The following is a 25,799-nucleotide window of genomic DNA, read 5'->3' as shown; positions in this document are numbered from 1 at the left end:
TGATAATACCTCTTTCTCGCTAACCGGGAAGGGCACGCAATTCATTCTTAATTTCGGCCAAGCGCATCCAAGCCAAATAAAACAGCGAACACAGTTAATGCCTTTCGGCATCGCTGGGTTCTCGCATACCTTTATTTTCGTGAAGGCGTTAACGGCAAATGGAATTATTTGCCGGCGGACTGCCTTTGCCTGAAGAATGAGAAAAATGAAAAAATTAAAAATTGCCGCCAACACCCAAACCCTCGGCTGCTTTGAAACTGAACGCGACATCGTCGATGTGCATCACAGCGATTTCAATGACGTCGCCGCCATCGTGCTGTCGGTAGACGACGTCACGCAAGGTATGTTGGCGCGCATCGAAGAGCACGGCCTGAACATTCCGCTGTTCGTCGCCGTGTGCTGCGAAGAAGAGCTGGATAACGCCGTATTGCCGGCGCTGCACGGCGTGTTTGAGCTGTGCGGCAAGAATACCCAGTTCTACGGCAAACAGCTGGAGGCCGCCGCCGCCAAATATGAGAGCGAGCTGCTGCCACCGTTCTTCAACACGCTGACGCAATACGTAGAAATGGGCAACGCCACCTTCGCCTGCCCCGGCCACCAGGGCGGCGAGTTCTTCCGCAAACACCCGGCGGGCCGCCAGTTCTTCGACTTCTACGGCGAAACGCTTTTCCGCTCCGACATGTGCAACGCCGACGTCAAACTGGGCGATCTGTTGATCCACGAAGGCGCGCCTTGCGCCGCGCAGCAGCACGCCGCCAAGGTGTTCAACGCCGACAAGACCTACTTCGTGCTCAACGGCACCTCGGCCTCGAACAAGGTGGCGACCAACGCCCTGCTGACGCGCGGCGACCTGGTGCTGTTCGACCGCAACAACCATAAATCCAACCACCACGGCGCGTTGATCCAGGCCGGTGCCACGCCGGTTTACCTGGAAACCGCCCGCAACCCGTTCGGCTTTATCGGCGGTATCGACGCGCACTGCTTCGACGAACGCTACCTGCGCCAACAGATCCGCGAAGTGGCGCCGGAACGCGCCAACGAAGCCCGCCCGTTCCGCCTGGCGATCATCCAGCTCGGCACCTACGATGGCACCATCTACAACGCCCGCCAGGTGGTCGACAAGATTGGCCACCTGTGCGATTACATCCTGTTCGACTCCGCCTGGGTAGGCTATGAGCAGTTCATTCCGATGATGAAAGACTGCTCGCCGCTGCTGCTGGAGCTGAACGAAAACGATCCCGGCATCATCGTCACCCAGTCGGTGCACAAACAGCAGGCTGGCTTCTCGCAGACCTCGCAGATCCACAAAAAAGACAAGCACATCAAGGGACAGAGCCGCTACTGCAACCACAAGCGCTTCAACAACGCCTTTATGCTGCACGCCTCCACCAGCCCGTTCTATCCGCTGTTCGCCGCGCTGGACGTCAATGCCAAGATGCACGAGGGCAAAAGCGGCCAGCGCCTGTGGCAGGAGTGCGTGCGCGTGGGGATCGAAGCGCGCAAAATGCTGCTGGACACCTGCACGATGATCAAACCGTTCGTGCCGGATCAGATCGACGGCAAACCGTGGCAGGCCTATGACACCGCGGCGATGGCCAACGATCTGCGCTTCTTCAACTTCGTGCCCGGCGAAAAATGGCACGCCTTTGAGGGCTATGCCGAATCGCAGTACTTCGTCGATCCGTGCAAACTGCTGCTCACCACGCCGGGCATCGATACCGCCACCGGCAGCTACAGCGAATTCGGCATCCCGGCGACCATTCTGGCCAACTACCTGCGCGAAAACGGCATCGTGCCGGAAAAATGCGATCTCAACTCGATCCTGTTTCTGCTGACGCCGGCGGAAGACATCGCCAAGATGCAGCATCTGGTGGCCCTGATCGCCCGCTTCGAGAAGCACATCGAGCAGAACTCCCTGCTCAGCGAGGTGCTGCCGGCGGTCTATAAAAACCACCAGCAGCGCTACAAAAACTACACCATCCGCCAGCTGTGCCAGGAAATGCACGACCTTTACGTCAGCTACGACGTTAAAGAGCTGCAAAAAGAGATGTTCCGCAAAAGTTATTTCCCGCGCGTTGTGATGAATCCGCAGGACGCCAATACCGAGTTCGTGCGCGGCAATGTGGAATTGGTCTCGCTGGCTAAAGCCGAGGGCCGCATCGCCGCCGAAGGCGCCCTGCCTTATCCGCCGGGCGTGCTGTGCGTGGTGCCCGGTGAAATTTGGGGCGGCGCCGCGCAGCGTTATTTCCTGGCTCTGGAAGAAGGCATCAACTTATTGCCGGGATTCGCGCCGGAATTGCAGGGCGTTTATATCCAACAGGATGAGGACGGCTGGAACCGCGCTTACGGCTACGTCATGAAAAATTAATCACCTTACGGGGCGGCGATTATTTTCGCCGCCCGGATCGCATCCTAAAAGAGAAAATGATCATGAGTAAGTCCAATAATAAAATGGGGGTCGTACAATTAACGATCCTGACCGCCGTGAATATGATGGGTTCCGGCATAATTATGCTGCCGACCAAGCTGGCCGAAGTGGGCACGATTTCGATCGTTTCCTGGCTGGTGACCGCCGTCGGCTCGATGGCGCTGGCCTACGCCTTCGCCAAATGCGGCATGTTCAGCCGTAAATCCGGCGGCATGGGTGGCTACGCCGAATACGCCTTCGGCAAATCAGGCAACTTTATGGCGAACTACACCTACGGCGTTTCGCTGCTGATCGCCAACATCGCCATCGCCATTTCCGCCGTCGGCTACGGCACCGAGCTGTTTGGCGCTACGCTCAGCCCGCTCGGGATCTGTATCGCCACCATCGGCGTGCTGTGGCTTGCGACCGTCGCCAACTTCGGCGGTGCGCGCATCACCGGTAAAATCAGCGGCATCACCGTCTGGGGCGTGATCATTCCGGTGGTGGGCATCTCGGTCATCGGCTGGTACTGGTTCAGTGGCAGCGCCTACGTCGCCGCCTGGAACCCGCATCAGGTGCCGACCTTCGAAGCCATCGGCGCCTCGATCTCAATGACCCTGTGGGCGTTTCTGGGGCTGGAATCCGCCTGCGCCAACACCGACGTGGTGGAAAATCCGGAGCGCAACGTGCCGATCGCCGTACTGGGCGGCACCCTCAGCGCGGCGGTGATCTATATCATTTCGACCAACGTGATCGCCGGCATCGTGCCGAACATGGATCTGGCCAACTCCACCGCCCCGTTCGGTCTGGCGTTCTCCCACATGTTCAACCCGACGGTCGGCAAGATCATCATGGCGTTGATGGTCATGTCCTGCGTCGGCTCGCTGCTCGGCTGGCAGTTCACCATCGCTCAGGTGTTCAAATCCTCCGCCGACAGCGGCTTCTTCCCGAAAATCTTCTCCAAGCTGAGCAAGGCCGACGCGCCGGTTAAAGGCATGCTGACCATCGTCGTCATCCAGAGCGGCCTGTCGCTGATGACCATCAGCCCGTCGCTGAACAAGCAGTTCAACGTGCTGGTGAACCTGGCGGTGGTGACCAACATCATCCCTTACATCCTGTCGATGGCGGCGCTGGTCATTATTCAGAAAGTGGCGAAGGTGCCGGACAACAAGGCGCGTATCGCCAATATCATCGCCGGCATCGGCGCGCTGTACAGCTTCTACGCGCTCTACAGCTCCGGTGAGGAAGCGATGATGTGGGGCGCCATCGCCACCTTCCTCGGCTGGACGCTGTACGGTATCGTCTCGCCGCGCTTCGAGCTGGCGGGAAAAAAGGGGTAAAGCGGTAAGGCACCGGTGGCCGGGGATGGGATTGTGATGGCGAACATGCCATCATACGCCGACCCTGGCCACCGAAACGGCGTACGATGACCGACACTTCCCCCTCTCTCTGGCACCTCTACATGCTGCGTTTACCGAGTGGCATGCTGTATACCGGCATCACCACCGACGTGGCGCGCCGCCTGGCGCAGCATCAGGCCGGCAAAGGCGCCAAGGCGCTGCGCGGCAAAGGGGAATTGACGCTGGCGTTTCACTGCCAGGTGGGGGATCGTTCAACGGCGCTGAAGCTGGAATACCGCGTCAAGCAGCTGAGCAAAATACAAAAAGAGCGGCTGGTGAATCACCCGCCGCTGTCGTTGGAGTATCTATTGCCGGTCGTTAAAAGCGATTAAACGGCGCCGAAAAAGCCACTTCGCCGCTGACGCCATTCAGGGCGTCTTCCGCCAACGGGTAGACCTGGAATGCACTTTCCGTGTCCGGCCAGCGGCAATGCAGACCATAGGCGGCGGCCGGCTTAAAGCCGAAGCGGCCGTAATAGGCCGGCTCGCCCAGCACCACCACCGCGGCGTAGCTGAATTCGTTCAGCGAATCCAAGCCTTCGTACACCAGCTTTTCAGCCAGCCCCTGGCGGCGCAGGCTTTCGTCTACCGCCAGCGGCGCCAGCGCCACCCATTGGCGGTCTTCGCCGGCCACGTCCACCGGGCTGAACGCGGCGTAACCCACTACCCCGCCTTCGTCGTCAGTGGCGACCACGCCCAGCGTCAGCAGGCCGTCTTCGCGCAGCTGCTGCACCAGATCGGCTTCGTCGTCGCGGCCAAAGGCGCGGCGCAGCAAGGCATCGATGCCCGCCGCGTCTACCGGGATCTCTACGCGGATCAGCATGATACCGCCACACGGGAAGCCGACGCCGTGCCCTCCTGCAATCCTGCTTCGACAAAATCAGCCAACTGCAACAGCCCCATGCGCAGCGGCGCAGGCATGCTTTCCAGCTCGATGGCGTCCATCAAATTTTTCACATACAGGCCCAATTCGGTATCCCCTTCAATCTGCAGCCGACGCTGAAAGAACAGCGTATCCGGATCTTGCTTGCGCGCCGCGATCAGGATCAGATCGTTGGCGTCACCGCTGAAGCTGACGTCCGCTTCGGCGTGCTGGCTGACCACCAGTTTGTCGTTTTCTACCGTCATAAACCATTGTAGCGCCAGATCGCGAACTTCGATCTTCAACCAGCGCGATTCGAGAAATTCCAAATCCCCATCCGCCAACGCCTGGCGGAACTGCCAGCTCAGCACCTGTTGCAGCAGCTGGCGCTGCAGGGCGAACGGCGTGAATTTCAGCGGGATGCGCAGCAGCGACGGCCCCTGGCGCACAAGGCGTGCTCGTAGTTGTTCCAACACGGTCATCCACTCCTTTCAATACGGACTACCGCTATTTTGCCACACTGGCGCGCGGCTTCAGCGGTCTATATCAACAAATAGTGCATTTCACCGCCATGTTTATCAATACGCCATAAGCTGCCTCAAATCAAAACCTGTGTGCGCCCCTTTGCCTAAAATGGCCTCCCCGATTCGCGTTTGCCGGCGGAACACCGCCGTCGGCAACCTTTAAAGACAGCGTGCGCCCGGCCGGGCGCACGGCTAAGCCAGGATAAATCTATGGAGCTGCTTTGTCCCGCCGGCAACCTGCCGGCCCTGAAGGCCGCGGTGGATAACGGTGCCGACGCCGTTTACATCGGTCTGAAAGACGATACCAACGCGCGCCACTTCGCCGGCCTCAACTTCACCGAGAAAAAGCTGCAGGAAGCGGTCGATTACGTGCATCGCCACGGCCGCAAGCTGCATATCGCCATCAACACCTTCGCCCATCCCGACGGCTACGCCCGCTGGCAGCGCGCGGTGGATATGGCGGCCCAGCTGGGCGCCGACGCGCTGATTCTGGCGGATCTGGCGATGCTGGAATATGCCGCCCAGCGCTACCCGCAGCTGGAGCGCCACGTTTCGGTGCAGGCCTCCGCCACCAACGAAGAGGCGATCCGTTTCTACCAGCGCAACTTCGACGTGGGCCGGGTGGTGCTGCCGCGCGTGCTGTCGATGCATCAGGTGAAACAGCTGGCGCGCACCAGCCCGGTGCCGCTGGAAGTGTTCGCCTTCGGCAGCCTGTGCATCATGGCCGAGGGGCGCTGCTACCTCTCTTCCTACCTGACCGGCGAGTCGCCGAACACCGTCGGCGCCTGTTCGCCGGCGCGTTTCGTGCGCTGGCAGCAAACCCCGCAGGGCATGGAGTCGCGCCTGAACGACGTGCTGATCGACCGCTATCAGGATCATGAAAACGCCGGTTACCCGACGCTGTGCAAGGGCCGCTATCTGGTGGACGACGTGCGCTACCACGCGCTGGAAGAGCCCACCAGCCTCAATACGCTGGAGCTGCTGCCGGAGCTGCTGGCCGCCAACATCGCCTCGGTGAAGATCGAAGGCCGCCAGCGCAGCCCGGCTTACGTCAGCCAGGTGGCGCGCGTCTGGCGCCAGGCGATCGACCGCTGCCAGGCCGATCCGGCCACCTACCGCGCCGACGCCGCCTGGATGGAGACGCTGGGCGCGATGTCCGAGGGCACCCAAACCACGCTGGGCGCCTATCACCGCAAATGGCAGTAGCCGGAGGAAACATGAAATACGCACTGGGGCCGGTACTCTACTACTGGCCGAAAAACGACATCGCGGCGTTCTATCAACAGGCGGCGGAGAGCAGCGCCGACATCATTTACCTCGGCGAGAGCGTCTGCACCAAGCGGCGCGAGATGAAGGTCGGCGATTGGCTGGCGCTGGCGCGCGAAATCGCCCGCAGCGGCAAGCAGGTGGTGATCTCCACGCTGGCGCTGCTGCAGGCGCCGTCCGAGCTGAATGAGCTGAAACGCTATGTGGAAAACGGCGAGTTCCTGTTTGAAGCCAACGATCTGGGCGCGGTGAACATGGCGGCGGAACGAGGATTGCCGTTCGTCGCCGGCCATGCGCTGAACTGCTACAACGCCTATACCCTGCGCCTGCTGCGCCGCCAGGGCATGATGCGCTGGTGCATGCCGGTCGAGCTTTCGCGCGACTGGCTGGCCAACCTGCTGACGCAGTGCGACGAGCTGGGGTTCCGCCACGACTTCGAGGTGGAGGTGCTGAGCTACGGCCACCTGCCGCTGGCCTACTCGGCGCGCTGCTTCACCGCCCGCTCGGAGAACCGCGGCAAGGACGAGTGCGAAACCTGCTGCATCAAGTATCCGCAGGGCCGCATGATGCGCTCGCAGGAACAGCAGCAGGTGTTCGTACTCAACGGCATCCAGACCATGAGCGGCTACTGCTACAACCTCGGCAACGAGCTGCCGAGCATGCAGGGGCTGGTGGATATCGTGCGGCTGTCGCCGCAGGGCGCCGAGACGCTGGCGCAAATCGATGCCTTCCGCGCCAACGAACGCGGCGAAAAGCCCTTGGCCTTGACCGATCACGCCGACTGCAACGGCTACTGGCGCCGCGTGGCGGGGTTGGAGTTGGTGTCTTAGCGAGGACAGTGCCGACAGTTGGCTCTGCCGGCACCGTTTATTTATCAAGATTAATGCGGTTATTTCCACCGTGGAACCAATGGAATAAACTTACACACATCAGGCAGCAGCTTCTGATACCAAAATAAGTGAAAACCGCGATGACCGCATCTACCAAATTTTCTCCGTATGAAATAATACTCAGTGAGGAGAACGAGACAAGTAACATACTCAATATTAGCGCAATCATATTACAAAGCGGGTTTAAAAGACGTCTGTTAACCATAACCCACCCTCTACTTTTGACACTCTAGAAACGATTTACTCATCATCGGCGACATTGCCCATTAACGCTATTGGCGTTTTTATTCCCACCCAAGGCACCATCGTTATGCTTATTATTCCCGCGGGGCTGTTATCGGCGCAAGAGACTGCCCCCATCAAGCCACCGGCAATCGCCATACCTATCATGCCTGGCGGGCCACCTGAAAAACCGGTAAATGCGCCAATGATGATGCCCATTCCAACCTGATTGGCACAGGAGTTTGGTGCACCTCTGCCTGGCCTGTCACGATCGCCGCCGTTATTTCCATCACCACAACCGCCAATCAGTTTCATCTCATCAGAAGTAAGCTCTCTTATTGTTGACATGTTTATATCATCCTTTAAATAACACGTTACAGATAAAACTAACGTCAACCATTAATTCCCTAAACCAGTCGGCAATGATAATTACCAAAGTTAATATAAGAAATTAAATCAAAATAACAATAGACATCCCGCCAAATAAATAACCTTACACATATCGATAATACGAAATAATAAAGGCGCCGAATATGGCGCCTTTATTGGTTTCCTACGCCCTCCGCTTCCTGAACATCCCGCGCAGCGCCACACTGTTGCGCAAGAAGCCGACGCCGAAGCCCAGCAGGGTGTAGATCACGCCGAGCACCAGCATCATCATCACGTCGCCCCACACTTCGTTCAGCGACAGCCCCATCTGGTTGACGCCGGCGATCGCCTTGGTGCCCCAGGTGGAGGGAATGCTGTACGAGATGGCGCGCACCCAGGCCGGCATCGACTGCAGCGGCCAGATGGTGCCGGACAGGTAGAAGATCGGCGTGGTAATGAACGCCAGCGTCAGGTAGATCATTTCGACGCTGCGCAGGCACTCGGTCACCAGCTTGCCCAGCCCCAGTACCGCCAGCAGGAACGGGAAGGTCAGCAGCAGCAGTTCGGCGATGTTCGCCGTCTGCCTGTAGCCCAATACCCACGGCCACAGCACGAACAGCACGATCGACAGGAACAGCCAGATCGGCAGCAGCGCCGTCAGCCCGCCGAGGTGCGCCGCCAGCGGCGCCTTGCCACCGGGCATGCTCTTCATGGCGATGTTGACGCGGATACAGGCGATCAGCAGCGAGTGCTGCAACAGCATCACCAGCAGGCCGGGGAAGATGATCGCCGCGAAGCTGATGCCGGGGTTAAACACGTCCAGCGTTTGCCCCAGTATCGGCGTCAGCAGTATCTGCGCCTGCCGTTCGCTGAAGCCGCTGCGCAGCAGCAGCCCGTTGTTGTACTCCGTCAGCAGCTGCTGGTAGGCCGCCACCACGTCCTGTTGGATCTGGCCGTTGGCCAGGCGGTTGGTGGCATCGCCGTACACCGGCACCACAATGTTCTGCCCGCTGAGGATCTTCTTCTCCAGATCCACCGGCATGATGATTACCGCAAACAGCTTGCGCCAGCCGAGATCGCGCTGCGCCTGTTCCAGGCTGTCGTAGGTTTCGATCGCTATCTTGGACGTGGCGTCCAGTTGGCGGATCAGCTGCCGGCTGGCGGTGCTGTGATCCTGATCGACCACCCCCACCGGCAGATCCCACACCGTGCGGTTGGCATACACCATGCTCATGATGCACAGCGACAGGATCAGCATCAGCCACACCGGCCGCTCCAGCATGCCGAGCAGCACCTTAACGAAGGTTTGCCAATAGAGCTTCATCCGGCGCTCCCCTCTTTTGCCAGCCGCGCCGGCAGGCGATTACGCACCAGCAGCGCGGCCACCAGCGGATAGACCGCCAGCAGCGCACACACGCTGAAGATGGCGCTGGCGTGCACCTGCCGCAGGAACACGTCGAACATCGCGTACAGCGCGTGGGTCAGCGGCTCGATGTTGGAAATGATGCGCGCCGGCAGCGGCATCGACAGCTCAGGCACCGCCATGCCGGAGAAGGTCATCGCGATACTGACCAAAATACCGATCAGGCTGTAAGCGGTGATGGTGCTGCCGGTAAAGGTATACAGCAGCAGGCCGATGCTCTGCGCCGCCATCACGTAAAACAGGCCGATCATCAGCATAAACAGCGGATTGCCGCTGACGCGGGCGTCAAAGATGCCCACCAGCGCCGCGATCTCCACCATCAGCAGGGTGGTGAAACACAGCGTGTAAGGCGCCAGCTTGCCGAGCAGCGCCAGGCTGAACGGCTTGGCCTGCAGCAGCGATTTGCTGCGCGCCAGCACGTAGATCATGCAGGTCACCACGAACAGCTGCAGCAGGTGAATGGTGGCGGCGAACTGCTGATAATAGATATAGCTGCCGCTGGCGTTGAACAAGCTGCCGTAAGAGAGCGTTACGTCCGCCAGCGGCGGCAGCGATTTGCCCATTTCGGTGGCGATGATGCTGCGGGTGCTGGCGTTGATTTCGTTCATCAGGCCGCCGAAGTCCTGGGTGGAATACAGCCCGGCGCCGTAGAACAGCGCGTTGTAGTACATCACCACGCTCGGCTGCTTGCCCGACAGCGCGTTGGCCTCGAAGTCCGGCGGGATGTACAGCAACGCGTAATCTTGCGCGCTGCGCAGGCGGTTCAGCGACTCCGGCAGCCCGCCGCCGTAGGCCTCGACGTGGGCGTGCGACCCGGCGTCCAGCCGCCGCGTCAGCGACTTGGACAGCGGGCTGTGATCGCTGTCCACCACCGAGACCGGCAGATCGAGCAGCGTGCCTTCGGAGAAGTTGCTGCTGATCAGCCCAAACAGGATCAGCGGAAAGATCCAGCTCAGCCAGTGCACCACCGGGCTGCGAAAGGCGACGCGACACTCTTTGTCGAACGCGTGACTGAAGCAGCGCCAGCCGGCCCTTACTCTTTCCATTGCCATAAGGTGCTCATCCCCGGACGCAGGCCGTCCACCGGCTGTGACGGATACAGGCGCACTTCGAAGGTTTTCAGGTCGAAGTCGCCGGTGGCGCGGGTGGCGCGTTTGGTGGCGTAATCCCCCAGCGGCGCGATGTAACGCACCTCGGTGTCGATCATTTTATCCTTCAGCGCCGGCACCCGCAGCTTGACCTTGTCGCCTTTGCGCACGTGGGCCAGGATGTCTTCGCGCAGGTTAAACACGAAGTAGGCGTCCGGCACCCGGATCAGCGTCACCAGCGGGCTGCCGGCGTTCAGCAATTCGCCCACTTCGGCCGGGATCGGCCCCACTTCGCCGTCTACCGGCGCTTTCACCTGCAGATCGTCGCTCTGCGCCTGGATCTGCAGCAGGTTCTCTTCCGCCGCCCGCAGCGCCGCCGCGTATTGTTGCCGCAGCTCGACGCGGTCGCCGTTGATACCTTCGTCCAGATTGGCCTTGGCCGCCTGCACCTGCTGGAAGGCGGTATCGCGCGCCCGGCGCGAAGCGTCCAGCTCGGACTTCGAGATATAACCCCTGCCCGACACGCTCAGGTTGCGGTTGTAGTCGTTTTGCGCGTTGCGGTACTGCGCCTCGGCCTGCGCCAGGTTGGCTCGCAGGTTGCGGATGCTCTCTTCACGGGTGCCGTGCAGCGACTGATCGAGCTGCGCCTTGGCTTCGTCACGCGTCGCCTGCGCGGAACGCAGCTGCGCCATCAGTTCGGGGCTGTCGAGCTGAATAATCAGCTGGCCGCTTTTCACGTCGTCGCCGCGTTCGATCAGGCGTTCAACCACCCGGCCTTTCGCTTTGGAAGCGACGATCACTTCGGGGGCGTCCACTTCACCCTGCAGTAACAGATCCTGATTATGCGCGCGGAACAGGATCGCCAATGCGATCGCCACCATCATCAGCAACAGGGTAAACAGCGTCTTTTTTTTCATTATATCGGCTCCCGGAACGGTAAGCGGCGGGCGGGGATCATCATTTCCATGTCTCAAATTGCTCCAAAAAACACCATTGCTCTCATGAGGATATCACAAGCACATATCTCCTCTTTTATAACTATAAATTGGATTATGCTTTTAACACTAAAAAGCATCATTTTCGGCTTTTTGGTATGCAGACTCCTGCAATCGCCCTTTAAGCGATCCACTCTCTGATGGACGATGTCATGACTGAAAACACTGCCGTACCGCTGTCGGTACTGGATTTATCGCCAATCCCGCAAGGGGCCAAAGCGCGCGACGCTTTCCACTGTTCGCTGGATTTGGCGCAGCATGCCGAACGCTGGGGCTACCGGCGCTACTGGCTGGCCGAGCACCACAACATGACCGGCATCGGCAGCGCCGCCACCTCGGTTCTGCTGGGCTATCTGGCCGCCGGCACCCAGAGCATTCGCCTCGGCTCCGGCGGCGTGATGCTGCCGAACCATGCGCCGCTGGTGATCGCCGAGCAGTTCGGTACGCTGGAGTCGCTCTACCCCGGCCGCATCGATCTGGGGCTGGGCCGCGCGCCCGGCACCGATCAGCGCACCATGATGGCGCTGCGCCGCCACCTGTCCGGCGATGTGGATACCTTCCCGCGCGACGTGCAGGAGCTGCAAAACTACTTCTGCGACGCGCAGCCCGGTCAGCCGGTGCAGGCGGTGCCGGGCCAGGGGCTGCACGTGCCGCTCTGGCTGCTCGGCTCCAGCCTCTACAGCGCGCAGCTGGCGGCGCAGCTCGGCCTGCCGTTCGCCTTCGCCTCGCACTTCGCCCCGGATATGCTGTTCCAGGCGCTCCAGCTGTACCGCGAGAACTTCAAACCGTCCAAACAGCTGGCGCAGCCGCATGCCATGGTGTGCGTCAACGTGATCGCCGCCGACAGCGATAGCGATGCGCGCTTCCTGTTCAGCTCGATGCAGCAGCAGTTCATCAACCTGCGCCGCGGTTCGCCCGGCCCGCTGCCGCCGCCGGTGGATAACATCCACGCGCTGTGGACCGCCGGTGAGCAATACGGCGTCGAGCAGGCGCTGCGGATGTCGATCGTCGGCGATGAAAAAACCGTGCGCCACGGGCTGCAAACGCTGCTGCGTGAAACCGATGCCGACGAGATCATGGTCAACGGCCAGATCTTCGATCATCAGGCGCGGCTGCGTTCGTTCGAGATTGTTGCCGGAGTGAAAGGCGACGTCGTGAAGGGATAAAACGCGATAAGGCGGTGGGGAACCCCACCGCCTCGGCGTTAACGCTGGATCAGATAGCGGATGGTCGGCCCGTCCTGCTGGATATCCAGCACCTTGTAGCCGTGGTTGCGCGCATCGAGCGGGATGTTGTTGATCGACTGCGGGCAATCGCTGATCACCTCCAGGATTTCCCCTGGCTTCAGCTGCGGCATCGCCTCCAGCGTCGCCACCGCCGGGTACGGGCAAGGCTCACCCAGCATGTCCAGCCGGTAGTCCGGCACTATCGTCGTCTCTTTCATGGCATGCTCCTCAAATTCACCACCTGCGCCTCAGGCCGGGCGCGGAAAAAGCGTTTCTCCCACCACAGCATGGCGGCGAAGGCCAGCGCCAGCAGCAGGTAGGTCACCAGCAGGCCGCCGATCGGGCCGAAGGTGTCGAGCAGGTTGATCTTGTCATAGTCGGTCGCCAGCGCCGGCGCCAGATCGTCCCAGTAATAGGCCAGCAGCGTGGCGCCGATGATGTTGCCCAGCCCCACCCACCAGTAGTGTACCTGCCCTTCCACCGCGCGGTACATCCAGCCGGTCTCGCAACCGCCGGCCAGCACGATGCCGAAGCCGAACAGCAAGCCGCCCAGCACCGCATTCGGGCCGGCCCACATGATTTTCGGCGCCACGCCGAGCTGCACGTAGCTGAAGATGCCGATGGCGCTCACCGCCATGCCGATGATGATGGCTTTCGCCATGTGGGTGCGGCCGGTGATCCACAGATCGCGGAACGCCGAGGTGAAGCAGATCTGCGCGCGTTCGATCAGCAGACCGAAACCGATGCCGAACAGCATGGCGATACCGAGCTTCGGCGCATCGAACAGCGTCCACAGCGACCAGGCCACCGCCAGGCCGAAGACCGCCATGCCCAACCGGAAGCGGCGGCGCGCCTGCTCAGGTTTCTGCGTCAGCGGCGCGGCGGCCTTCACCTTTTGCAATTTGACCGGGATGCGGAACATCGGCAGCAGCGTGAATTTGGCGCCGAAGTAGGAGCCGGCGGCGGTCGCCAGCGCGAAGAACCAGGCGTGCAGCGAAAACTGCGGAATACCGGTGAAGAACGCCGCCAGGTTACAGCCCATCGCCAGGCGCGCGCCGAAACCGGCGATGATGCCGCCCAGCAGCGCCTGCACGATGCGAATGCGGTGCTGCGGCTGGCGCAGCTTGATGTTGTTGGCCCACAGCGCGGCGGCGATGCAGCCGGCGAACATGCCGATGATCATGCGCCCGTCGATGCGCTGCAGCGGCGTGCCCTGCAGGCCGATAACCTTGAAATAGCCCCACTGCTCGGGGTGCAGGCCGAACCACTGCAGCACATGGCCGCCCCAGCGGGTGAACTCGCCGGTCACCGCCCAGAAGGTGCCGGTCATGCCGAAGTAGTAGGTAGAAAGGATCCCGGCGGCGATCACCGCCGGCAGCGGCGCCCAAAAGCGCACTAGGTATTGAGATTTGAACTGCTGCCAACTCATGGCATCTCCCGTGCATATCATCCGTAAGAAAAAACCTTATGAATGATACGCCATTCAGGGACGTTTGACGGCAACTTTCAGGCATAAAAAAACCAGCCCGCAGGCTGGTTTTTCAGAGCGCTTCACCGCGAACGGTGAATCAGCGATTACGCGTCGCCGAAACGACGACGTGGTGCTGCCGGTGCGCCGTCATCACGGCGTGGGGCCGGTTTGCCGTCACGGTTGAAGTTACCGCCACGACGCTCGCCGCCGTTGCCGCCTTCACGACGTTCACCGAAGGAGCGACGTGGGCCGCCTTCGCGACGTTCGCCGTTGAACGGACGACCGTTGCCACGACGCTCGCCACCGTTGCCACCGTCACGACGCTCGCGACGTTCGAACGGCTGTGCATCGCCCAGCAGCTGCATGTTCATCGGCTTGTTCAGGATGCGAGTACGAGTGAAGTGATTCAGGATCTCGCCCGGCATGCCTTTTGGCAGCTCGATGGTGGAGTGGGAAGCGAACAGCTTGATGTTACCGATGTAACGGCTGCTGATGTCGCCTTCGTTAGCGATCGCGCCAACGATGTGACGGACTTCTACGCCATCGTCACGGCCCACTTCAATGCGGTACAGCTGCATTTCGCCAACGTCACGACGTTCGCGACGCGGACGGTCGCCGTCACGGCTATCGCGGCTGTCGCGACGGTCGCCACGATCACCGCGACGATCGTCACGGTCGTTGAACTCGCGACGCTGACGCGGCTTGAAGACCGGATCCGGCGGCAGGATCAGCGGACGTTCGCCCTGTGCCATTTTCAGCAGCGCTGCGGCCAGGGTTTCCATATCCAGCTCTTCTTCCGGCTGCAGTTTGGTCAGCAGTGCGCGGTACAGATCCAGATCGCTGCTTTCCAGCTGCTGCTGAACTTTTGCGGCGAACTTGGCCAGACGACGCTCACCCAGCAGTTCTGCGTTCGGCAGTTCCACTTCCGGGATGGTCAGCTTCATGGTGCGTTCAATGTTGCGCAGCAGGCGGCGTTCGCGGTTTTCCACGAACAGCAGCGCGCGGCCGGCGCGGCCCGCACGACCGGTACGGCCGATACGGTGAACGTAAGACTCGGAGTCCATCGGGATGTCATAGTTGACAACCAGGCTGATGCGCTCAACGTCCAGGCCACGGGCCGCAACGTCGGTCGCGATCAGGATATCCAGACGACCGTCTTTCAGGCGCTCCAGGGTCTGCTCACGCAGCGCCTGGTTCATGTCGCCGTTCAGCGCGGCGCTGCTGTAACCGCTGCGCTCCAGCGCTTCGGCCACTTCCAGGGTCGCGTTCTTGGTGCGCACGAAGATGATCGCCGCATCAAAGTCTTCAGCTTCCAGGAAACGCACCAGCGCTTCGTTTTTACGCATGCCGTAGACCGACCAGTAGCTCTGGCTGATGTCCGGACGGGTGGTCACGCTGGACTGGATGCGCACTTCCTGCGGCTCTTTCATGAAGCGGCGGGTGATGCGACGGATCGCTTCCGGCATGGTGGCGGAGAACAGCGCGGTCTGATGTTCAGCCGGGATCTCAGCCATGATGGTTTCTACGTCTTCGATAAAGCCCATGCGCAGCATTTCGTCGGCTTCATCCAGCACCAGACCGCTCAGGTTAGAGAGGTTCAGGGTGCCGCGCTTCAGGTGGTCCAGCAGGCGGCCTGGGGTACCCACGACGATTTGCGGGCCCTGGCGCAGAGCGCGCAGCTGCACGTCGTAACGCTGGCCGCCGTACAGGGCTACCACGTTGACGCCGTTCATGTGTTTGGAGAAATCGGTCATCGCTTCGGCAACCTGAACCGCCAGTTCGCGGGTCGGTGCCAGCACCAGGATCTGAGGTGCTTTCAGGTCTGCCTGCAGGTTGTGCAGCAGCGGCAGCGAGAACGCTGCAGTTTTACCACTACCGGTCTGTGCCATGCCCAGCACGTCGCGGCCGTTCAACAGGTGAGGAATACACTCAGCCTGGATCGGTGATGGTTTTTCATAGCCCAGATCGTTCAGGGCGGAAATGATTGGAGCAGACAGCCCCAGATCAGCAAAAGAGGTTTCAAACTCAGTCGTCATGTACACGTGCCTCATTAATAATGGCAGCCAGTCTACATAACTCGTCGAGAAAATTTTCAGTCATTTTCATTGAAAAGTGTGAACCGGCTCAAATTAGATTATAAAACGAACAAAAAAGCCCTCGCCCGTGAAGGCGATAACTTTGGTTAAAAACCAATGTCCATCAGGCTGATAGGTGTTCGTCAGCTATTGCTGGTCCGATTCCGATAGGTCGTCTTGCTCTTGGCCCAAAAGCGCCAATTCCAACAATGCATAGCGGTGCTCAACGAAGTTGTGAACGTTGTTAGACACCGTCAGTTTGAACAGCGCCGAAGCGGTGTCCTTGTCCCCCAGACTCAGGTAGTGTTTACCCAAATAGAAGTCAGTTTCACTGAGATGCTCAGCGAGCGAAGTGTTATCCGTTGCATCTGCCTTGAGGCGTTCCATCAGCGTTTTTTCGCTGATCTTGCCCAGGTAGAATTCGACAATATTCCATCCCCATTGCCCTCTGTCCGCTTTGTCATAGCGCTGCTGAAGCGCTACCTCGGCCTTCTTGGGATCGATTTCTCGCTCCACCAGATACAGCCATAACGAACGGAAGGGATCGTTTGGGTCGTCTTGATAAAACGCCTGCAGATCATCCTGCGCCAACGGGAAGCGGCCGCCATAATACAGTGCGATGCCCCGGTTTAAACGCGCGTAATTGTAAGTTGGATCAAGCTCTAGTACAGAATCAAACGCTTCATAGGCAGCATCAAAATTGCCTGCCTGCGTTAAGTAAATGCCCAGGTAGTTGAAAACTTCCGGCATGTCGGGACGTATCGCCAGCGCCTGCGAGAAATCATTGCGCGCTAATGCACGTAACCCGAGGCTATCATACAGCACACCGCGCTCATATAAAAGCTGTGCGCGTTCGTCGTCCGTCAGTGCCCGGCTGGCAAGAATTTGTTCCATGCGCGCCAGGATCACTTCCTGCTGCAACGTAGGCTGCAACGGGATTGCCAAAACTTCGTCTTTACGCCAATCATGGTTGCTGCATCCTGCCAGCATGAGTGCTGTCGCAACGTAACACCAGCGCAAGAAAGGCTTCATTTCCCACTCCCGAAGACAAACATTGGATGAACGTCCTGTCCTCCGTTTGCTAATACGCGGGCATCCTACCCGCGCGATACGAACAGCTCCCAACCCCGTGGCGGGGAGCTGTAAAACTATCTATACAGTTATTCTGCTTCAGGCGCAGGTGAACCCGCTTCCGGCGCCATCGCTTCTTTGATGCTCAGACGCACGCGGCCCTGACGGTCCACTTCCAGTACCTTAACCGGCACTTCCTGACCCATCTGCAGATAGTCGGTCACTTTCTCGACGCGCTTGTCGGCGATCTGAGAAATGTGTACCAGACCTTCTTTACCACCGCCGATGGCGACGAATGCGCCGAAATCAACGATACGGGTCACTTTACCCTGGTAGATACGGCCCACTTCGATCTCTGCCGTGATCTCTTCGATACGACGGATAGCGAATTTCGCCTTCTCACCGTCGGTCGCAGCGATTTTAACTGTACCATCATCTTCGATTTCGATGGTAGTGCCAGTCTCTTCGGTCAGTGCGCGGATAACGGAACCGCCCTTACCGATCACGTCTTTGATTTTATCCGGGTTGATGCGGATAGTATGAATACGCGGTGCGAATTCGGAGATATCGCCGCGCGGGGAGCTGATAGCCTGTTCCATCACGCCCAGGATGTGCAGACGCGCGCCCTTGGCCTGGTTCAGAGCCACCTGCATGATTTCGCGGGTGATGCCTTCGATTTTAATGTCCATCTGCAGCGCGGTGATACCGTCGCGGCTACCGGCCACTTTAAAGTCCATGTCGCCCAGGTGATCTTCGTCACCCAGAATGTCGGACAGAACCACAAAGTTATCGGCTTCTTTCACCAGGCCCATCGCGATACCCGCAACGGCAGCCTTGATTGGCACACCGGCGTCCATCAGCGCCAGAGACGCGCCGCACACGGAAGCCATGGAAGAAGAACCGTTGGATTCGGTGATTTCAGACACGACGCGAACGGTGTACGGGAAATCTTCCGGTTTAGGCATCATAGCCAATACGCCGCGTTTCGCCAGGCGACCGTGACCGATTTCACGACGCTTAGGAGAACCGACCATGCCGGTTTCGCCTACGGAGTACGGAGGGAAGTTGTAGTGGAACAGGAAGCTGTCGGTCTTCTCGCCCATCAGCTCATCCAGGTTCTGCGCGTCGCGCGCGGTGCCCAGGGTCGCGGTAACCAGCGCCTGAGTTTCACCACGGGTGAACAGCGCGGAACCGTGGGTGCGCGGCAGTACGCCGGTGCGCACGTCCAGGCCACGGATCATGTCTTTTTCACGACCGTCGATACGCGGCTCGCCACGCAGTACGCGGCTGCGCACTACGTTCTTCTCGACGTTGCCCAGGATGTCCTGGATTTCGCCGGCGTCCAGCGTTTCGTCCTGCGCCAGCAGGGTTTCAACAACGCTGTCTTTGATCGCGTCAACCTGAGCGTAACGCTCTTGTTTTTCGGTGATGTGGTAAGCGTCGCCCAGGCGAGCTTCAGCCAGTTCAGCCACGCGCGCGTGCAGCGCTTCGTTGACCGCTGGGGCCTGCCAATCCCACTTCGGCTTGCCGGCTTCGGCAACCAGGGAGTTGATGTTTTCGATAACCACTTGCTGCTGGTCGTGGCCGAATACCACGGCGCCCAGCATCTGATCTTCGCTCAGCACTTCCGCTTCGGATTCAACCATCAGCACCGCGCCGGCAGTACCGGCAACCACCAGGTCCAGACGGCTTTCTTTCAGCTCGTCAGTCGTCGGGTTCAGCACGTACTGATCGTTGATGTAACCTACGCGCGCTGCGCCGATTGGGCCGTTGAACGGAATACCGGACAGGCTCAGTGCGGCAGAAGCACCGATCATCGCAACGATGTCCGGGTTCACCTGCGGGTTAACGGAAACCACGGTCGCGATCACCTGAACTTCGTTCAGGAAGCTGTCCGGGAACAGTGGGCGGATCGGACGGTCAATCAGACGGGAAGTCAGCGTCTCGCCTTCGCTCGGACGGCCTTCGCGACGGAAGAAGCTGCCCGGGATACGGCCGGCGGCGTAAGTGCGCTCTTGGTAGTTAACGGTCAGCGGGAAGAAGCTCTGGCCCGGCTTGGCTTTTTTCTGGCCAACGACGGTAACGAATACGGCGGTGTCATCCATGCTCACCATAACGGCGGCGGTGGCCTGACGAGCCATCATACCGGTTTCGATGGTGACGGTATGCTGGCCATACTGGAATTTGCGAATGATCGGTGTCAGCAAAATTATATCCTTGATTAGCGGCGCGCAATCGCATTGACGACTCGACACGCCTGTGACTCGATTTGCCTTCTCACTACATCCTCGCGACTAATGACAATCCTTATCTCAGGCGGGAGATAAAGCCTCTCATTAGCCGCGCGAACCTCTGTAACGGAAGAGCCTGTTTGGAAACATCAGTAATACATTAACCTGATTTGCTTATGCTTCCTAGAAGAAAGGGGCCAAAATAGGCCCCTTTCCACTGAAACTTGCTAGATTAGCGACGCAGACCCAGACGCTCGATCAGGCTGGTGTAACGTGCTACATCTTTACGCTTCAGGTAGTCCAGCAGCTTACGACGCTGAGAAACCATACGCAGCAGACCACGACGGCTGTGGTGATCTTTTTTGTGCTCGGAGAAGTGGCCTTGCAGATGGTTGATCTGCGCAGTCAGCAGGGCAACCTGAACTTCGGTAGAACCGCTGTCGTTAGTACCACGACCGAAATCAGCTACGATTTGAGCTTTAGCTTCAACACTTAGAGACATTGTAATACTCCAGATTATAGATAATAAAAACAGGCGCCGATCTCTAATTCAGCAACCCAATGCATAAGCTGCGCCATTCTACTCTTAGCGCAGTGCGATCGCAAGGCGACGCAGTGCCCCGCCGTCAGTCGAAATGCTCGACCACCAGGCGGCGCGGCGCCACGCGACCATCCTCGGCGATGTCGCCAACGCCGATGAATTTTCGCTCTTCACCCTCGGTGATGCGCACCAGGCCGGAAGCCGGCGCGCCGGCCACTTGCACCGGTTGCCCCTGCTTGACGTAGCCTGCTACCACCGGCAGCAAATTCACTTCCGGATAGTTCTCAACCGGGCTGTCCATCGGCATCAGCAGCGGATCGAGCAGCTCGCCGGGCGCGATCGCCTGTTCCTGCGCTTGCGCCAGCAAGGCGTTCAGCTGTTCCAGCGTCACCATGCGCGCGATCGGGTAAGTCGCCACCTGCAGGCGGCGCAGATAGATCACGTGCGCGCCACAGCCCAGCAGCTCGCCGAGATCGTCGGTGATGGTGCGGATGTAGGTGCCTTTCGAGCAGTGGATCTCCAGCTCCAGCTCATCCCCTTCCCAGCGGATAAACTGCAGCTCGTACACCGTGATGCTGCGCGCTTCGCGCGGCACTTCAATGCCCTGGCGCGCATACTCGTAGAGTTTCTTGCCCTGGTATTTCAGCGCCGAATACATCGACGGCACCTGCTGGATGTCACCGCGGAAGGTGTCCAGCGCCGCGTCGAGTTGCGCCTGGGTGAAATTCACCGGGCGCTCCTGCACGATCTGGCCGTCGGCGTCGGAGGTATCGGTACGCTGCCCCAGCTTGGCGATCACCCGATAACGCTTGTCGGAATCGAGCAGGTATTGCGAAAACTTGGTCGCTTCGCCCAGGCAGATAGGCAGCATGCCGGTCGCCAACGGATCGAGCGCGCCGGTATGGCCCGCCCGGTTGGCGTTGTACAGGCGTTTTACTTTTTGCAGCGCATCGTTGGACGACAAACCCTGGGGCTTGTCCAGCAACAGCACGCCGTGGATATCACGGCCGCGGCGACGAGGGCGACTCATTAATCCTCCTTGTCATCGCCTGAGGCGGAACGGCGCTCGGCGTCGTTCTTCACCACGTTGGTCACCAGGTTGGACATGCGCATGCCTTCCACCAGGGAGTTGTCGTAGGCGAAGGTCAGCTCCGGCACCACGCGCAGGCGCATCGCTTTGCCCAGCAGGGTGCGGATGTAGCCGGAAGCGTCCTGCAACGCTTTAATGCCGTTGGTGACCAGATCCGGATCGTGGTTCTCGGTCAGCACGTTCAGGAAGGTGACGTAAACCTTGGCATACGCCAGGTCGCGGGACACTTCCACGCCGGAAACGGTCGCCATGCCGACGCGCGGATCTTTCACTTCACGCTGCAGAATGATCGCAATCTCTTTCTGCATCTCTTGCGCCACGCGTTGACCGCGGCTGAATTCTTTTGCCATTTTGGATTCTCCAGACAAATCGGGGGGCACAAAGGCCCCCCGTAAACAGATATAAGCAGATGTGCAATCGTTAAGCGATGGTGCGTTGGATCTCAATGATTTCGAACACTTCGATCATGTCGCCGACGCGCACGTCGTTATAGTTCTTAACGCCGATACCACATTCCATGCCGTTACGGACTTCGTTAACGTCATCCTTGAAGCGGCGCAGGGATTCCAGCTCGCCTTCATAGATAACCACGTTGTCGCGCAGTACGCGGATTGGGTTGTGACGCTTGATGGTCCCTTCGGTAACCATACAGCCGGCGATAGCGCCGAACTTAGGCGATTTGAACACGTCGCGCACTTCGGCCAGGCCGATGATCTGCTGCTTGTATTCCGGCGCCAGCATACCGCTCATCGCCTGCTTCACTTCGTCGATCAGGTTATAGATCACGGAGTAGTAACGCAGGTCCAGGCTTTCCGCTTCGATTACGCGGCGCGCAGAAGCGTCGGCACGTACGTTGAAGCCCAGGATGATGGCGTTGGATGCCGCAGCCAGCGTCGCGTCGGTTTCGGTGATACCACCTACGCCAGAGCCGACAATCTTCACCTTCACTTCGTCGGTGGAGAGTTTCAGCAGCGAGTCGCTGATCGCTTCGCAAGAACCCTGTACGTCGGACTTCAGTACGATGTTCAGCTCGGACACTTCGCCGTCGGTCATGTTGGCGAACATGTTTTCCAGCTTGGACTTCTGCTGACGCGCCAGTTTGACTTCGCGGAATTTGCCCTGACGGTACAGCGCCACTTCACGCGCTTTCTTCTCGTCGCGCACCACGGTCGCTTCGTCACCCGCTGCAGGCACGCTGGACAGACCCAGGATTTCCACAGGGATAGACGGACCTGCGGAGGTCACGTCACGACCCAATTCGTCGCGCATCGCACGCACACGGCCGTATTCGAAGCCGCACAGAACGATATCGCCCTTGTTCAGCGTACCTTCCTGAACCAGCACGGTAGCCACAGGGCCACGGCCTTTATCCAGGAAGGACTCGATCACCACGCCGCTCGCCATGCCGCTGCGAACTGCTTTCAGTTCCAGCACTTCGGCCTGCAGCAGGATAGCCTGCAGCAGCTCGTCGATACCGGTACCGGCTTTCGCGGACACGTGGACGAACTGCGCTTCGCCGCCCCACTCTTCCGGCATAACGCCGTACTGAGACAGTTCCTGCTTAACGCGGTCCGGATCGGCTTCCGGCTTGTCGATTTTGTTCACCGCAACCACCAACGGCACCTGCGCCGCTTTCGCGTGCTGGATAGCTTCGATGGTCTGTGGCATCACGCCGTCGTCGGCCGCCACCACCAGAACCACGATGTCAGTCGCCTGAGCACCGCGAGCACGCATCGAGGTAAACGCGGCGTGGCCCGGAGTATCCAGGAAGGTGATCATGCCGTTCTCGGTTTCTACGTGGTAGGCACCGATGTGCTGGGTAATGCCGCCGGCTTCGCCCGCCGCCACTTTGGTGGAGCGGATGTAGTCCAGCAGAGAGGTTTTACCGTGGTCAACGTGGCCCATGATGGTCACGACCGGCGCGCGCGGCTCGGCCGCAGCGCCCGTATCACGGTCGCTCATCAGCGCTTCTTCCAGCTCGTTTTCACGGCGCAGGATAACTTTGTGGCCCATCTCTTCGGCAACCAGCTGTGCGGTTTCCTGGTCGATAACCTGGTTGATGGTGGCCATGGCGCCCAGCTTCATCATCACTTTGATGACCTGAGAACCTTTTACCGCCATCTTGTTGGCCAGCTCGGCCACGGTGATGGTTTCGCCGATCACCACGTCACGGTTAACCACCTGTGCCGGCTTGTTGAAGCCCTGCTGCAGAGCGCTAGGCTTGCGTTTGCCTTTACCGCCACGGGTAACGGCACGCGCCTCTTCACGATCCGCTTTGGATTCGGACAGCTTGTTGCCTTTCTTCTGCTTGGTGGCTTTGCCGCCGCGGGTGCGGCTGCGACGATCGCCTTCAACTTTGGCGTCGTTTTCGTCTTCAGCGGCACGGGCGTGCTGAGAGGTGGTCACGTGATAGTCGGCACTTTCAACCGCAGCGCTTGCCGCGTCTGCCTGAGCCCACTTCTCGCCGTTCTCTTCGGCCATGCGGCGGGCTTCTTCCGCCACGCGCTTGGCTTCCTCTTCAACCTTGCGGCGCACTTCCTCTTCCGCTTTGCGTTTCAGTTCAGCGGCTTCGGCTTCACGGCGTGCTTTTTCCGCCTGAGCTGGCTTGGTCATTTCGTCGGTATGTTGATTGGTCACTTTTTCTTTTTCCGCTGAATTACGCTTAGCAATCTCCGCGGCCTCACGTTTGGCTTGCTCTTCGGCTGCGCGCTTCGCTTCCGCTTCGCGTTTTACGAGCTCTTCCGCTTCGCGCCGTGCCTGCTCTTCCGCTTCACGCTGTGCCTGCTCTGCCGCTTCAGCCAACTGGGCTTCCTGCGTATCGCGATTTACATAAGTGCGTTTCTTGCGGACCTCAATTTGCACCGATTTACTTTTACCGCCGGTGCTCGGGATATTCAAGGTGCTGCGCGTTTTGCGCTGCAAAGTGAGTTTACCCGGCGCGCTGCCGTGTTCACGGTTCAGGTGCGCCAGCAATGTTTCTTTTTCTTGCTGGGTAACAGAGTCCGACTCGGACTTGTTGATCCCTGCATCAGCAAACTGCTGTACCAGGCGATCAACCGGAGTCTGAATCTCTGCTGCCAGCGATTTTACGGTTACATCTGTCGTCATGCTGTTCCTTCCTGCTACAGTTATTACGCGTTGTCGCCAAACCAACAGATATTGCGTGCAGCCATGATCAGCTCACCGGCTTGCTCGTCGCTAAGCCCTTCAATATCAGCCAGATCGTCAACACCCTGCTCGGCAAGATCTTCCAGCGTACAAACCCCACGCGCGGCCAGTTTAAAGGCCATGCTGCGCTCAAGACCCGGCAGGTTGAGCAAATCGTCGGCCGGTTTGTTGTCGCCCAGGCTTTCTTCTTGTGCCAGGGCCAGCGTGGTCAATGCAGCTTTGGCGCGTTCGCGCAATGCTTCAACCGTATCTTCATCCAGACCGTCGATTTCCAACAGCTCTTTGATCGGCACGTAGGCCAGCTCTTCCAGCGTGGAGAAGCCTTCTTCAACCAGTACGGTGGCGAAATCTTCGTCGATATCAAGATACTTGGTGAAGGTATCAATAGCGGCATGAGCCTCGGCCTGGTGCTTGGCCTGCAGGTCGTCCGCCGTCATCACGTTCAGTTCCCAACGATCGTCGCCGCGGTGTTGTTTCAGCAGCTGGGAAGCCAAACGCACGTTTTGGCCGTTACGGCCGATCGCCTGTGCCAGGTTGCTGGCTTCAACGGCGATATCCATGGTGCAGTTATCTTCGTCTACCACGATCGACGCGACGTCGGCCGGCGCCATGGCGTTGATGACGAATTGCGCTGGGTTATCATCCCACAGGATGATGTCGATGCGTTCGCCGCCGAGCTCGCTCGACACGGCCTGAACGCGCGCACCGCGCATACCTACGCAGGCGCCGACCGGATCGATGCGCTTGTCGTTGGTTTTCACTGCAATTTTCGCGCGGGAGCCTGGATCGCGGGCTGCCGCTTTAATTTCGATCACTTCTTCGCCGATTTCCGGCACTTCGATGCGGAACAGTTCTTTCAGCATTTCAGAGCTGGAACGGCTGACGAACAGCTGCGCGCCGCGAGCTTCAGGACGCACGGCGTACAGTACGCCGCGAATGCGGTCGCCCGGACGGAAGTTTTCGCGCGGCAGCATGTCTTCACGGCCAATCACCGCTTCGGCGTTGTTGCCCAGATCCAGCGCGATGCTGTCACGGTTCACTTTTTTCACCACGCCGGTGACGATCTCACCTTCGTGTTCACGGAAAGCGTCGACCACCATCGCACGCTCGGCTTCACGCACTTTCTGCACGATAACCTGCTTGGCGGTTTGGGTGGTGATACGGTCAAAGGTCACGGATTCGATCTGATCTTCGACGTAGCCGCCGAGCTCGATGCTCGGATCTTCAAACTGAGCGGCTTCCAGCGTGATTTCACGCGTTGGCTGAGTCACCTCGTCTACGGCGACCCAACGGCGGAAGGTGTCGAAATCGCCGGTTCTGCGGTCAATGCTGACGCGCACGTCGATTTCCTGCTCGTATTTTTTCTTGGTTGCGGTGGCTAATGCAGTTTCCAGCGCTTCGAAAATCTTCTCGCGCGGAAGGGATTTTTCATTGGAAACTGCTTCAACAACAGCCAGAATCTCTTTGTTCATCCTAGTTGC

23 protein-coding genes are annotated in these 25,799 nt (G+C 59.4%); 6 read left to right on the top strand and 17 right to left on the bottom strand.

Annotated features, from left to right (window positions below; genetic code table 11):
- Nucleotides 1-205 precede the first annotated feature (205 nt).
- The 3 genes from speF (at nucleotide 206) to ACUTSC_RS14650 (ending at nucleotide 4,139) form a co-directional block, all read left to right on the top strand.
- Nucleotides 206-2,368: an ornithine decarboxylase SpeF gene (gene speF / locus ACUTSC_RS14660; protein ID WP_048232506.1), complete on the top strand. Its 2,163-nt coding sequence runs from the start codon at nucleotides 206-208 to the stop codon at nucleotides 2,366-2,368.
- A 62-nt stretch (nucleotides 2,369-2,430) separates the two neighbouring features.
- Nucleotides 2,431-3,747, top strand: a complete 1,317-nt coding sequence (gene potE, locus ACUTSC_RS14655) for a putrescine-ornithine antiporter (RefSeq protein ID WP_047571695.1) — start codon at nucleotides 2,431-2,433, stop codon at nucleotides 3,745-3,747.
- 86 nt (nucleotides 3,748-3,833) lie between these two features.
- Nucleotides 3,834-4,139: a GIY-YIG nuclease family protein gene (locus tag ACUTSC_RS14650; protein ID WP_141957793.1), complete on the top strand. Its 306-nt coding sequence runs from the start codon at nucleotides 3,834-3,836 to the stop codon at nucleotides 4,137-4,139.
- Here ACUTSC_RS14650 and ACUTSC_RS14645 read toward each other — a convergent pair.
- Both ACUTSC_RS14645 and ubiT read right to left on the bottom strand, forming a co-directional pair.
- Nucleotides 4,126-4,629 carry a GNAT family N-acetyltransferase gene (locus ACUTSC_RS14645; protein WP_049201571.1) on the bottom strand — a complete coding sequence of 168 codons (504 nt, stop codon included), beginning with the start codon at nucleotides 4,627-4,629 and terminating at the stop codon, nucleotides 4,126-4,128. The two genes, ACUTSC_RS14650 and ACUTSC_RS14645, sit on opposite strands and share 14 nt — an antisense overlap.
- Nucleotides 4,623-5,144, bottom strand: coding sequence for a ubiquinone anaerobic biosynthesis accessory factor UbiT (gene ubiT, locus ACUTSC_RS14640; RefSeq protein ID WP_039567957.1), 522 nt, complete (start codon nucleotides 5,142-5,144; stop codon nucleotides 4,623-4,625). The genes ACUTSC_RS14645 and ubiT overlap by 7 nt, the downstream gene beginning before the upstream one ends.
- A gap of 258 nt (nucleotides 5,145-5,402) precedes the next feature.
- Here ubiT and ubiU point away from each other — a divergent pair, with 258 nt between their 5' ends.
- Together ubiU and ACUTSC_RS14630 are read left to right on the top strand one after the other, a co-directional pair.
- Nucleotides 5,403-6,398: a ubiquinone anaerobic biosynthesis protein UbiU gene (gene ubiU / locus ACUTSC_RS14635; protein WP_197767092.1), complete on the top strand. Its 996-nt coding sequence runs from the start codon at nucleotides 5,403-5,405 to the stop codon at nucleotides 6,396-6,398.
- Nucleotides 6,399-6,409: 11 nt separating this feature from the next.
- Entirely contained in the window at nucleotides 6,410-7,288 is an 879-nt protein-coding gene (locus ACUTSC_RS14630) for a U32 family peptidase (RefSeq protein WP_060430738.1), read from the top strand.
- A gap of 300 nt (nucleotides 7,289-7,588) precedes the next feature.
- On the opposite strand, the gene ACUTSC_RS14625 is transcribed toward ACUTSC_RS14630, so the two are convergent.
- From ACUTSC_RS14625 to ACUTSC_RS14610, 4 genes are all read right to left on the bottom strand, one after another.
- Nucleotides 7,589-7,966: a hypothetical protein gene (locus ACUTSC_RS14625; protein ID WP_445653413.1), complete on the bottom strand. Its 378-nt coding sequence runs from the start codon at nucleotides 7,964-7,966 to the stop codon at nucleotides 7,589-7,591.
- Nucleotides 7,967-8,123: 157 nt separating this feature from the next.
- On the bottom strand, nucleotides 8,124-9,263 hold the full coding sequence (locus ACUTSC_RS14620; RefSeq protein WP_197767093.1) for an ABC transporter permease: 1,140 nt from the start codon (nucleotides 9,261-9,263) through the stop codon (nucleotides 8,124-8,126).
- Nucleotides 9,260-10,414, bottom strand: a complete 1,155-nt coding sequence (locus ACUTSC_RS14615; RefSeq protein ID WP_197767094.1) for an ABC transporter permease — start codon at nucleotides 10,412-10,414, stop codon at nucleotides 9,260-9,262. Before ACUTSC_RS14615 ends, ACUTSC_RS14620 begins: the two co-directional genes overlap by 4 nt.
- Nucleotides 10,396-11,367 (bottom strand): efflux RND transporter periplasmic adaptor subunit, encoded by a 972-nt coding sequence (locus ACUTSC_RS14610; RefSeq protein WP_197767095.1) that lies wholly within the window; start codon nucleotides 11,365-11,367, stop codon nucleotides 10,396-10,398. The genes ACUTSC_RS14615 and ACUTSC_RS14610 overlap by 19 nt, the downstream gene beginning before the upstream one ends.
- Nucleotides 11,368-11,597: 230 nt before the next feature.
- Between ACUTSC_RS14610 and ACUTSC_RS14605 the strand changes: the two genes are divergently transcribed.
- Complete coding sequence (locus tag ACUTSC_RS14605) at nucleotides 11,598-12,611, top strand: luciferase-like monooxygenase (protein WP_049288409.1); 1,014 nt, start codon at nucleotides 11,598-11,600, stop codon at nucleotides 12,609-12,611.
- A gap of 38 nt (nucleotides 12,612-12,649) precedes the next feature.
- Here ACUTSC_RS14605 and yedF read toward each other — a convergent pair whose 3' ends face one another.
- From yedF to nusA, 11 genes are all read right to left on the bottom strand, one after another.
- Entirely contained in the window at nucleotides 12,650-12,889 is a 240-nt protein-coding gene (gene yedF, locus ACUTSC_RS14600) for a sulfurtransferase-like selenium metabolism protein YedF (RefSeq protein ID WP_004933486.1), read from the bottom strand.
- Nucleotides 12,886-14,100, bottom strand: coding sequence for a selenium metabolism membrane protein YedE/FdhT (gene yedE / locus ACUTSC_RS14595; protein WP_197767096.1), 1,215 nt, complete (start codon nucleotides 14,098-14,100; stop codon nucleotides 12,886-12,888). Before yedE ends, yedF begins: the two co-directional genes overlap by 4 nt.
- 146 nt (nucleotides 14,101-14,246) lie before the next feature.
- Nucleotides 14,247-16,178 carry a DEAD/DEAH family ATP-dependent RNA helicase gene (locus ACUTSC_RS14590; protein WP_197767097.1) on the bottom strand — a complete coding sequence of 644 codons (1,932 nt, stop codon included), beginning with the start codon at nucleotides 16,176-16,178 and terminating at the stop codon, nucleotides 14,247-14,249.
- Entirely contained in the window at nucleotides 16,168-16,242 is a 75-nt protein-coding gene (gene yrbN / locus ACUTSC_RS14585; RefSeq protein ID WP_223182019.1) for a protein YrbN, read from the bottom strand. Before yrbN ends, ACUTSC_RS14590 begins: the two co-directional genes overlap by 11 nt.
- A gap of 122 nt (nucleotides 16,243-16,364) precedes the next feature.
- Nucleotides 16,365-17,249 (bottom strand): lipoprotein NlpI, encoded by an 885-nt coding sequence (gene nlpI / locus ACUTSC_RS14580; RefSeq protein WP_004933495.1) that lies wholly within the window; start codon nucleotides 17,247-17,249, stop codon nucleotides 16,365-16,367.
- A 128-nt stretch (nucleotides 17,250-17,377) separates the two neighbouring features.
- Complete coding sequence (gene pnp / locus ACUTSC_RS14575; protein WP_025305055.1) at nucleotides 17,378-19,495, bottom strand: polyribonucleotide nucleotidyltransferase; 2,118 nt, start codon at nucleotides 19,493-19,495, stop codon at nucleotides 17,378-17,380.
- A 256-nt stretch (nucleotides 19,496-19,751) separates the two neighbouring features.
- A complete protein-coding gene (gene rpsO, locus ACUTSC_RS14570) occupies nucleotides 19,752-20,021 on the bottom strand; it encodes a 30S ribosomal protein S15 (protein ID WP_004933502.1) in 270 nt (89 codons plus the stop codon).
- Nucleotides 20,022-20,145: 124 nt separating this feature from the next.
- Nucleotides 20,146-21,090: a tRNA pseudouridine(55) synthase TruB gene (gene truB / locus ACUTSC_RS14565; protein WP_039567792.1), complete on the bottom strand. Its 945-nt coding sequence runs from the start codon at nucleotides 21,088-21,090 to the stop codon at nucleotides 20,146-20,148.
- The gene (rbfA, locus tag ACUTSC_RS14560; RefSeq protein WP_004933508.1) at nucleotides 21,090-21,500 is read right to left on the bottom strand and encodes a 30S ribosome-binding factor RbfA; all 411 of its coding nucleotides are present in this window, start codon (nucleotides 21,498-21,500) and stop codon (nucleotides 21,090-21,092) included. Before rbfA ends, truB begins: the two co-directional genes overlap by 1 nt.
- A 70-nt stretch (nucleotides 21,501-21,570) precedes the next feature.
- Nucleotides 21,571-24,258, bottom strand: a complete 2,688-nt coding sequence (infB, locus tag ACUTSC_RS14555; protein WP_063991605.1) for a translation initiation factor IF-2 — start codon at nucleotides 24,256-24,258, stop codon at nucleotides 21,571-21,573.
- Between the two features lie 23 nt (nucleotides 24,259-24,281).
- Nucleotides 24,282-25,790 (bottom strand): transcription termination factor NusA, encoded by a 1,509-nt coding sequence (gene nusA, locus ACUTSC_RS14550; protein WP_019453340.1) that lies wholly within the window; start codon nucleotides 25,788-25,790, stop codon nucleotides 24,282-24,284.
- Nucleotides 25,791-25,799 lie beyond the last annotated feature (9 nt).

Source organism: Serratia sp. TSA_105.2 (assembly GCF_052692115.1).
This window is presented reverse-complemented; position numbering and strand designations above follow the sequence as displayed.